The 4,672-nt window shown below is 52.8% G+C and carries 5 protein-coding genes; 1 reads left to right on the forward strand and 4 read right to left on the reverse strand.

The features are described from left to right. Positions 1-14: 14 nt before the first annotated feature. The 4 genes from PHU49_14885 to PHU49_14900 all read right to left on the reverse strand — a co-directional run bounded on the left by PHU49_14885 (position 15) and on the right by PHU49_14900 (position 3,751). A complete protein-coding gene (locus PHU49_14885) occupies positions 15-527 on the reverse strand; it encodes a ferredoxin-thioredoxin reductase catalytic domain-containing protein (GenBank protein MDD5245292.1) in 513 nt (170 codons plus the stop codon). Further along, positions 524-805 carry a glutaredoxin family protein gene (locus PHU49_14890; GenBank protein MDD5245293.1) on the reverse strand — a complete coding sequence of 94 codons (282 nt, stop codon included), beginning with the start codon at positions 803-805 and terminating at the stop codon, positions 524-526. Before PHU49_14890 ends, PHU49_14885 begins: the two co-directional genes overlap by 4 nt. A 64-nt stretch (positions 806-869) precedes the next feature. Continuing rightward, positions 870-2,510: an adenosylcobalamin-dependent ribonucleoside-diphosphate reductase gene (locus tag PHU49_14895; GenBank protein ID MDD5245294.1), complete on the reverse strand. Its 1,641-nt coding sequence runs from the start codon at positions 2,508-2,510 to the stop codon at positions 870-872. A gap of 230 nt (positions 2,511-2,740) precedes the next feature. Beyond that, entirely contained in the window at positions 2,741-3,751 is a 1,011-nt protein-coding gene (locus PHU49_14900; protein ID MDD5245295.1) for a D-glycerate dehydrogenase, read from the reverse strand. 259 nt (positions 3,752-4,010) lie between these two features. Between PHU49_14900 and PHU49_14905 the strand changes: the two genes are divergently transcribed. Beyond that, on the forward strand, positions 4,011-4,672 hold a 662-nt coding region (locus PHU49_14905; GenBank protein ID MDD5245296.1), incomplete at its 3' end, for a lytic murein transglycosylase.

Genomic DNA, 4,672 nt, shown 5'->3' on the forward strand with positions numbered 1-4,672 from the left:
GTAGGTGCATTGTTTTAAATGAACCGTTCGAAGCGTTCCTGCGCTGCCTTGCAGATAGGGCAGGTCTCCGGAGGGCGTTCCCTGGCGCAGAGGTAGCCGCAGACCTTGCATCTCCAGACAGGGAGAGGGAGGTCTGCGAGATTGCCCCGCATGGAAAGTATCTTTTGCTGTCGTCTCTCTTCCGGGGATGGCCTTCTTTCAGGGATGGATGTCAGGCGTTTTTGGCCTTTTAATATTGCCTTTGATACGTAGAGGGCGCAGTAACATGCGCCGTATTTATCGAGGTCAGGATCACGGTAGTCGCAGGGACAGATGATGTCAAGGTCGTCCTCTCTGGCGCCTGTCGAGAGCCGGCATGGGCATGAGGGATACCCGTAGCGTCTCTGGTTGACGATAAGGCTCCTGACGAGGTCTTTTGTAAATTCCGTGTCAGGGTTGAGTGAGTAACCCGATGCATTTGCCTCCGCGTTGAGCTTCTCAAAAAGCCTGTCAACATTGTCCCGGCTTATTCCGTCTGCGCTATTCATAACCCGATGGCTTCCTTGATCTTGTCTTCATCAAAACCAACGACACATTTCTCACCGTTGACAACAAGTGATGGGAAAGAACACCGGGGATTCCATCGTTTGATCTCTTCGAGGGTCTTTTCTTTTTCATCGCCTTCAAGGCTGTCCACATCCACGTAATCGTAGCCGATACTGTGCTGCTGGAGGAATAACTTCGTTCTCTTGCACCAGATGCAGGTGCTCAGTGCATAAAGCATAAGTCTTGTCTTATTGTCTCCGTCAACATGTTTTATACCCATACTCACCTCTTTTTTTATTATAGTGCAGCTTGCCCGTGGTTTCAATGGATTTACCGAGCGCCTTTCAGCAGAACTGGTGGGCGCCGCAGGAGAGTACCTGTGATTCCCTGCTTTGGTCTCTGAATACCGTTGTTCCCTTCAACCCCATCCGGTAGGCCTCGAGGTAGATATCGAGTATCGTCTCCGGGTTTGCATCTTCCGGCAGGTTGATAGTCTTTGAGACCGCGTTATCAACGTGGTCCTGAAAGGCCTTCTGGATCGCGAGATGACTGCGAGGGGTAACCTGGTGAGCCTTCCTGAAAAGCCTTTTTATTGTTGCCTGCCCGTCGGGACCTCGCTGTATCTGTTCATAAAGGGGATCGATGACTTCGACCTTTAACCCCCCGAAGAGTATCCGCGAATACCGAATGTCGTATATGGGTTCTATGCCGCTCGATGTCCCGGCGATGATGCTCAGGGTGCCTGTCGGCGCGATCGTTGTCGTCGTTGCGTTTCTCTGCGGGAGGTTTTTCTTTTCCCATATGCTGCCCTTGTAATGTGGGAAGACCCCGCGCTCTCCGGCAAGCGCACGCGACGCCGCCTTCGATTCCTCTTCGATGAATCCCATTACCTGGGCGCCGGTTTGTTCTGCCTCAGGGGAATCATAAGGGATGCCGAGGAGGATCAGCATATGGGCAAACCCCATGACCCCGAGACCTATCTTTCTGTTGCCCTTCGTGACGGCCTCTATCTCAGGGAGCGGGTATCTGCTTACGTCGATGACGTTGTCGAGGAACCGTACTGCATTGTGTGTCAGGCGCTTCAGCATCTCCCGGTCAATGTGGCCGTCCTTTACGATCCCGACAAGGTTGATGGAGCCGAGGCAGCACGATTCATAGGGAAGAAGCGGCTGTTCACCACATGGATTTACAGCCTCGATCACCCCGATATCCGGCGTCGGGTTTGCCCTGTTGACGGTATCGATAAAGAGGATCCCGGGCTCGCCTGATGCCCATGCAGCTTCGGCAATGAGCCTGAAAAGCCTTTGCGCTTTGACTGTTTTAACTGTTTTTCCTGTCCGGGGATTGACAAGCGGGAAGTCCTTATCCTTGACATATGCATCCATGAAGGCATCGGTAACAGCAACAGAGAGGTTAAAATTGTTCAGCTCCTGAGGATCCTTTTTAACTGTTATAAATTCCTCTATGTCGGGGTGGTCTATCCGTAGGATTCCCATGTTGGCGCCTCTCCTGGTGCCCCCCTGTTTTATGACCTCCGTTGCCATGTTGAAGACCCTGATGAACGATACGGGGCCGCTCGCCGCGCCCATCGTTGACGCAACGATATCGTCCTTTGGCCTCAGGTGTGAAAAGGAGAAGCCGGTGCCTCCGCCGGTCTGGTGGATCAGAGCGGTCTCTTTTACGCTGTCAAAGATAGAATCGAGTGAGTCTTCAACGGGCAGGACAAAACAGGCGGAGAGCTGGCCGAGTTCCCTGCCGGCATTCATCAGGGCAGGTGAGTTGGGGAGGAATTCGAGGTTTGACATCATGCGGTAGAATTCCTCTTCCACCCTTTCAGGATCACCGCCCCTGTAGTTCCCCTCCGCGCCTGCGATCGCATGCGCGACCCTCCTGAACATGCCGTCAGGGCTCTCGACGGGATTGCCTGCCTCGTCTTTCACAAGGTATCGTTTATTCAGGACAAGGACCGCGTTCTGATCGAGCATATCCGTTCTCTTCCTTCTTACATAGTAATGACTCGCATAGGGAGTGTCAATAATAACAGTATATCGTATATCGTAGTTCGTATATCGAGATTATAATGCGGCTCATAGTTCATGGCTCATGGCAGGAAGAATCAGGTTGAGGTTAAGGTTGAGGAGAACCGACAGTTTGCTTAACCTTAGCCTGAACCTTAACCTGCATTTTTTCCTGCTGTTCACTGCCTTTATCCGGTTTATATCATCCTGACTGCTTTCAGGGGCCTGATTTTCGCAACGTCGGGATTGAGCCAGTGGACAGGCGCTTTGCCCATGAGCACGTTCAGAAGGTTCTGCGCAGCAAGTTCGGACATCTTCCCCCGGGTTTCCCGTGTCGCGCTCCCGATATGGGGCAGCAGGGTCACGTTGCGAAGGCGGAGCAAGGGATTGTCCTTTCCGACGGGTTCTTTTTCAAAAACGTCAAGCGCCGCGCCTGCTATCCGGTTTTCTCCAAGCGCCTCTATCAGCGCGGCCTCATCGACCGTTTGTCCCCGCGACGTATTGACGAGGATGGCCGTAGGCTTCATCAGCCTCAACCTTTTTGCGTTGATCATGTGGAACGTCTCTTTCGTGAGCGGTGTATGGACCGTCACAAAGTCCGATTCCCGGAGCAGATCGTCCAGTGGCCTGTATTCGAGGTGAAGCCTTTTTTCCTCAGCGGGAGCAGCGCGCCGGACATCGGAATAGAGCACTCTCATATCGAACCCCCACGCCCTTTGCGCCATGGCCTTGCCTATCCTGCCGAGACCGATGATCCCGATCGTGCTCCCCCGGACAGACTGCCCGAGAAAAAGGGAGGGCGACCACGGGATCGTCCATCGTTTGCCGCGGACGAATCTGTCGGCCTGTACGATATTCCGCGATACGGCCAGGATAAGGGCAAAGGCGAGGTCGGCCGTCGCCTCGGTGAGGACGCCGGGCGTGTAGCCTATGTAGATGCCCCGCTTTGTCGCTGCCGTAACATCTATATGCTCAAAGCCCGCGCTCAACGTACTGATGACCCTGAGATTTGAACCGGCATCGAGAACCTCCCTGTCGATCCTGTCGGTGAGAAGGCACAGCAGCGCATCCTTGCCCGCTATGTTTTTTATGATCTCCTCACGGGTGGGCGGTGTCTCCTTTTTATGAAGTGTGATCCCGCAATGTTCGCCGATAAGCCCCAGACCGGGCTCAGGGATCTTCCGGGTAATATACACCTTTGGCTTCATGTCCCCTCCTCATTCATATAATACTTTTCACGAGAACGGATAAAAATTCAACGGGAATCTTCGCTGGGAATGAAAAATCTGTTGATTTTATTCGGAGGATTGTTATGATGAGAGAAAGGAGGTTGATGCGCTGAGAGATTCCTCCCCCCGTTTCGCGCTGGTTATAAGTTTTCTTTTTGTCATTCTATTATTTCATCCGGTTTTATCTGCCGATATCGACCCGCAATATCAAGACAGGTTGAGCCAACTGAAGGAAAGATTGAGGACAGAGGGGTTTTCCGAGGAGGAGATCAATAAAACCTTTTCGGACAGCAGGCTGGAGCTTTATCCTGAGATCGTTGGAAGAAAGGGCAAGGGTCTTGATTACATGGGCCGGAGGTTCGGCCTGCTTAAGAAAAGCTCACTTGAGCGCGGGCAGAGGATATTAAGCGAAAACAGGGAGATCCTTGAGGAGGTCGAGCGATCATTCGGTGTAGAAAAAGAGGTGGTCGTAGCCATTCTCCGCATAGAGACAGACTTCGGGAGGAAGACCGGGAAGTATCCCGTGTTCAACAGCCTGTTCACCATGGCGATCGTTGAAAACCGCCGTTCAGCGTGGGCAGAAGATGAACTGATAGAATTCCTCCGCCTGTGCAGGGAACAGAACAAAGACCCTTTTTCAATGAAAGGTTCGTGGGCAGGCGCGTTCGGCATCTGCCAGTTCATTCCTTCTTCCTATGTGAGGTTCGCTGTTGACGGCAACGGGGACGGGGTCATAGACCTTTTCGATTTCAGGGATGCCGTCGCAAGCATTGCTAATTATTTAAAGGCCCATGGCTGGGAGAACGGAAGGCTCGAGGCAAAACGTCAGGCAATATATGCATACAACCACTGCGACAGCTACGTCGATGCCGTCCTCGCCTACGCAAAGGCAACGAAAGA

The sequence above is a fragment of the Syntrophorhabdaceae bacterium genome, assembly GCA_028713955.1.
Classification (GTDB): domain Bacteria; phylum Desulfobacterota; class Syntrophorhabdia; order Syntrophorhabdales; family Syntrophorhabdaceae; genus UBA5609.